We start from the raw sequence: 4,315 nt of genomic DNA, 5'->3' as shown, positions 1-4,315 counted from the left end.
TTTCCGAAAGTGCGGTGCGGAACGCGAGTCCGCGTACTACGACGGGACGTACCACGACGTCATCGAGATGGAGTTGCTGAAGTCCGAATGGGATGCGCGCAAGGCCGGACCCAAGCCCAGGCGGGAGCGGCGCTAGGCGAGCCTCACGCCTTCAGGCGGTCCGCGTAGTGCTTGCGAAACTTGCGCACCTTGGGCGAGATGACCGCCATGCAGTATCCCGCGTACGGGTTCTTGCGGTAGTAGTCTTGGTGGTACTCCTCGGCGCGGTAGAAGTTCGCGAACGGAGTGACCTCCGTGACCACCGGATCGTCCCACACCCGTTGGGCCTGCAGCTCGGCGAGGACGCGGCCCACGGTGGCCTTCTGCTCGGGAGAGTGCGTGAACACCGCGGATCGGTACTGCGTGCCCGTGTCGGCTCCTTGGCGGTTCAGCGTCGTCGGGTCGTGCACGGTGAAGAAGATCCGGAGGAGGTCCTCGTAGGAGATGACTGCCGGGTCGAACGTGATCTGGACGGCCTCTGCGTGGCCCGTGGTGTCCGTGCAGACGTCCTCGTAGCTCGGGTTCGCCACGTCGCCTCCCGCGTACCCGACCTCCGTCTTCTCGACGCCTCGAAGCTCACTGAACACGGGCTGCAGGCACCAGAAGCAGCCGCCCGCGAGCGTGGCCACCTCGGACCCGTGGCGGGGTTCGCTTGGCATGAGGAATCATGGAACCCGGTCCCGGTTAAGCCTTTCCCGCAATCACGGATGCCCGCCGCGGTGGGCGGCAACCCGGTCTTCGCAGGGTCCGGCCCCTTGAAATAGCGAAGTCCCGTTCGCCGTGACGGGCGCACATCCGGGAGGAGCGAGGGCATGCGCAGGAAAGCGACGCGTCGTCTGGACGACTGCCTGTCCGTCCGGGGAAGCCAGCTCTTCGTCGAGGACTGCGACGCCACAACGCTCGCACGCCGGTTCGGGACGCCCTGCTACGTGGTCTCCGAGGACCAGCTGCGCCGCAACGTTCGCCGCTTCCGGGAAGGGTTCGCCCAGGCGTGGCCCGAGGGACCCGTGCACATCCTCCCGTCGATCAAGGCGAACTTCACGCTCGCCCTCCTCCGCATCCTGGCCTCCGAGGGTACCGGCTTCGATACGTTCGGGCCCAGCGAGCTCCGTGCGGCGCTGTCCTCGGGGGCCGATCCAAGCCTGATCTCCGTGAACGGATCGAGCAAGGACAAGAGCCTCCTGGAGGCCGCGGTCCGTGCGGGGGCCCGAGTCACTCTGGACAGCGTCGAGGAGGCACGGCTCGTGCGCCGCGTCGCCCGGGACCTGAAACGGCGTGCGAGGGTCCGATTCCGGCTGCGTCCGTCGTACGAAGGTCTCGATCAGCCTTCCGATTTCTACGAGGACGACACGCCGATACGGGTGGCGGCCCAACAGTACAAGCCCGGGATCCCCTTGGCCGATCTGATCGGATTAGGCCCCAGCATCCTTTCGGCCCGCGAGGTCGAGGTCACGGGCGTCATGGCGCATCTGGGGCGGCACAGCGCGGACCTCGATGTGTGGCGCGGCATGGTCCGGAGTTTCGTGGAGGCCATCGACGCGCTTTCGGAAGCCTGGGACGGATGGGAGCCGAAGGAGATCGACCTGGGTGGGGGCTTCGCAACGCGACGCGACCCAACGGGTCGGCTCACAGCGCGCGGAGCGAACCGGTCTCCGGAGGATTTCGCTCCGACGGTCGAGGCCTATGCGGGCGCGCTCACGGGCGCGCTCCGGACCGAGCTGTCCCGACGCGGTTTCAGCGCGAACGGGAAGGTCCTCGAGGTGGAGCCGGGCCGCAGCCTGTTCGCGGACGCGGGCATCCATCTGACCACGGTCCGCCACCTGAAGGCCCAGGACGAGCCGGTGGCCCGTCGCTGGATCGAGACGGACACCACCGAGATGTTCCTCCTCGATGGGATCGTCGAGCACAATCGCTGGACGCCGATCGCGACCGGCCGCGCGGACGAGGAAGCCACGCACACGGCCGACGTGGTCGGGATCTCCTGCGGCTTCGACGTGATCGTGCCGGATGCCCGGCTCCCCGACCTCGTGCCCGGAGACGTGATCGCCTTCCTCGACACGGGCGCCTACCAGGATGCATGCGCGAACAACTTCAACGGCCTTCCTCGGCCCGCGACGATCCTCGTGCACGGCCATCGAGCCGAAGTCGTGAAGCGCGCGGAGGCCATCGAGGACGTCTTCCTCAGGGACAGGATTCCCGCCCGGCTGCGTCGAACGGCGCCCGAGGTGCGGCGATGAGAGTCCTCGGCCTCGACCATGTCTCCGTCACCGTGGCGGACCTGGAGCGCTCCTTGGGTTTCTACCACGGGCTCCTCGGCATCCGTGTCCTCGGCACGGGCGTTGAGGAGAGTCCGTCCGTAACCGCGGTCACCGGCGCGAGGGCAGCACGATTCCGCTACGCGGACCTGGACCTGGGTTCGGGTCAGATCCTGGAGCTCCTTCAGTACTTGACGCCGCGAGGCAAACCTCATCGCCCGGAAGTCTACGACCCCGGGAGTGGGCACCTGGCGGTCCGCGTCGACCGGCTCGAGGCGGCCCTCGGAGCGCTGAGGCACGCGGGGTTTGAACCCCGGTCGGAGCCCGTGGAACTCGACGAGCCGGCGTGGTGGGCCGGAGCTCGCGTCGTGTACGTCACGGACCCGGATGGGGTGACCGTGGAGCTCGTCGAGCGGAGGCGCACACCCCTGCGAGAATCCCAGGGCGCGAATCGGCACCGCGGCTCCCGCTAGCCCAGGTCCTTCCGCATCCGGATTTCGCGGACGCCGGGTCCGATGGAACGCGTCCAGTCGTTCTCCTCTTCGTGCGTGATGCGATATCCGAGGTGCTTCCACCAGGGGAGCGATTTCCAAGGGACCCCGGCTGCATTCCGGCTTGTCCCGAGGGTCACGCCCCGGCGACCCAAGGCCTTCGCGCGATCTTCAACGAATCGCACAAGGGCCGTGCCGATGCCGCGGCCCTGCAAGTCCCTTGCCACGTCGACGTTCACGAGTTCGAGATCCTCCTCGCGGTCCTCGACGGTCACATACCCGACGACGCGCCCATCCAGCTCCGCTGCGAACACCTGTTCCTTCTGTACGACGTTCGGCGCGCGCCAGGCGGCCGAGAGCCGACCGACATTGGCGAACGTGTGGGCTTCCCGAGGCGTCCCGAATCCGAGGTCCTCGGACGCGTCGATCGAGGCGTTGTGCACGCGCACGATTTCCGAGACGTCCCCGCGACCAGCGAGCCGGACGCGGACCGCGAGGCGTTTCGTCACGGGTCGGGATTCGCGCCCGACCCTATCCCGCTTTCGCAGATCCTCGTCCCGGGCGTCGAAGGACGGTTGGACGTCACGAATCGCCGCAACGCCTTTGTACGCGGCCACGCGTTCCCGCGGCCCATGTCCGACCTCTGGCTCGGCGACGTGGGCATCCGGGTCACGAACCTCGCGAAGTCCCTCGAGTTCTACACGAAGGTGCTCGGGCTCCAGGAAATCGACCGGGGCGGGGACGACGAGGGCCGATACGTCCTGCTCAAGGACGCCCGGTCGGGACAGCGCCTCGAGCTGAACTGGTACGCGGAGACCAGCCCCTTCGCCGGGAGATACGTCTCGGGAGAAGCGCTGGACCACTTAGAGGTCCGCGTGAAGAGCGTGCCCGCGATCCTCGAGCGCCTCCGGACCCTCGGAATCGAGCCCGCGACGAAGAAGCTCTGGGTGAATCGCAGGGCCGTGGAGAAGCTCCGCTCGGATGCGCACATGAGCCAAGTCATGGGCCGGGATGTCTGGACCCTCAAGAACGGCCACCGGATCGTGTACATCCAGGCTCCGGACGGGATCTTCCTCTGCCTGTACGACCATCCCGAGGAGGCATGGGACGGCCCGATCCCGGACCGCTACTGAGTCCCGCCCCGATGCGTCTCGCGGGGACGGGCCCGCGTCCCCTCACTTGGAAACGAGGACCTGGATTTCCGTGTGGCTCCACGCCTTCGCGTCGGTCCACGGGTTGCCCGAGTAGACCTCGCGCCAGATCCGGTCCCGCTTGATCGTCTTGTCCTTCTTCCGCCACCGCAGCCAGTCGCTGAGGCCGTGGTACACCACGCGCGGGGAGACCACGTCGGGGTTGAACGAGACCGTGGCGATGGGCGACGCGGGGAACGTGCGGACGCGCACCTTCCCGTCGCCCTTCACGGAGCCCTTGACCTCGATTGCCACGTCGAAGCGGTAGCGCTTGCCTTCCGTGTCCTCGGAGAAGAACCACTTGCCGGTCCTCAGGGCCTTGGCCTTCGCCCACTTCGCG

6 protein-coding genes are annotated in these 4,315 nt (G+C 67.6%); 3 read left to right on the top strand and 3 right to left on the bottom strand.

Annotated elements, in window-relative coordinates:
- Positions 1-143: 143 nt before the first annotated feature.
- Complete coding sequence (gene msrA, locus VEY12_12165) at positions 144-698, bottom strand: peptide-methionine (S)-S-oxide reductase MsrA (protein HYM40873.1); 555 nt, start codon at positions 696-698, stop codon at positions 144-146.
- A gap of 153 nt (positions 699-851) precedes the next feature.
- Here msrA and VEY12_12160 point away from each other — a divergent pair, with 153 nt between their 5' ends.
- Together VEY12_12160 and VEY12_12155 are read left to right on the top strand one after the other, a co-directional pair.
- Complete coding sequence (locus VEY12_12160; GenBank protein HYM40872.1) at positions 852-2,276, top strand: hypothetical protein; 1,425 nt, start codon at positions 852-854, stop codon at positions 2,274-2,276.
- The gene (locus VEY12_12155) at positions 2,273-2,767 is read left to right on the top strand and encodes a VOC family protein (protein HYM40871.1); all 495 of its coding nucleotides are present in this window, start codon (positions 2,273-2,275) and stop codon (positions 2,765-2,767) included. The genes VEY12_12160 and VEY12_12155 overlap by 4 nt, the downstream gene beginning before the upstream one ends.
- Here VEY12_12155 and VEY12_12150 read toward each other — a convergent pair.
- On the bottom strand, positions 2,764-3,402 hold the full coding sequence (locus VEY12_12150) for a GNAT family N-acetyltransferase (protein ID HYM40870.1): 639 nt from the start codon (positions 3,400-3,402) through the stop codon (positions 2,764-2,766). The two genes, VEY12_12155 and VEY12_12150, sit on opposite strands and share 4 nt — an antisense overlap.
- 15 nt (positions 3,403-3,417) lie before the next feature.
- Here VEY12_12150 and VEY12_12145 point away from each other — a divergent pair, with 15 nt between their 5' ends.
- The gene (locus tag VEY12_12145; protein HYM40869.1) at positions 3,418-3,918 is read left to right on the top strand and encodes a VOC family protein; all 501 of its coding nucleotides are present in this window, start codon (positions 3,418-3,420) and stop codon (positions 3,916-3,918) included.
- Between the two features lie 42 nt (positions 3,919-3,960).
- On the opposite strand, the gene VEY12_12140 is transcribed toward VEY12_12145, so the two are convergent.
- Positions 3,961-4,315 (bottom strand): GyrI-like domain-containing protein (locus VEY12_12140; GenBank protein ID HYM40868.1); only part of this gene is annotated, 355 nt, incomplete at its 5' end.

This window comes from Thermoplasmata archaeon, assembly GCA_035632695.1.
GTDB lineage: Archaea > Thermoplasmatota > Thermoplasmata > RBG-16-68-12 > RBG-16-68-12 > RBG-16-68-12.
This window is presented reverse-complemented; position numbering and strand designations above follow the sequence as displayed.

Bases quoted from the DNA above. Each gene is read 5' to 3' on its own strand.
- VEY12_12155 (HYM40871.1), top strand. From the start codon at position 2,273: ATGAGAGTCCTCGGCCTCGACCATGTCTCCGTCACCGTGGCGGACCTG.
- msrA (HYM40873.1), bottom strand. From the start codon at position 698: ATGCCAAGCGAACCCCGCCACGGGTCCGAGGTGGCCACGCTCGCGGGC.
- VEY12_12145 (HYM40869.1), top strand. From the start codon at position 3,418: ATGTCCGACCTCTGGCTCGGCGACGTGGGCATCCGGGTCACGAACCTC.
- VEY12_12160 (HYM40872.1), top strand. From the start codon at position 852: ATGCGCAGGAAAGCGACGCGTCGTCTGGACGACTGCCTGTCCGTCCGG.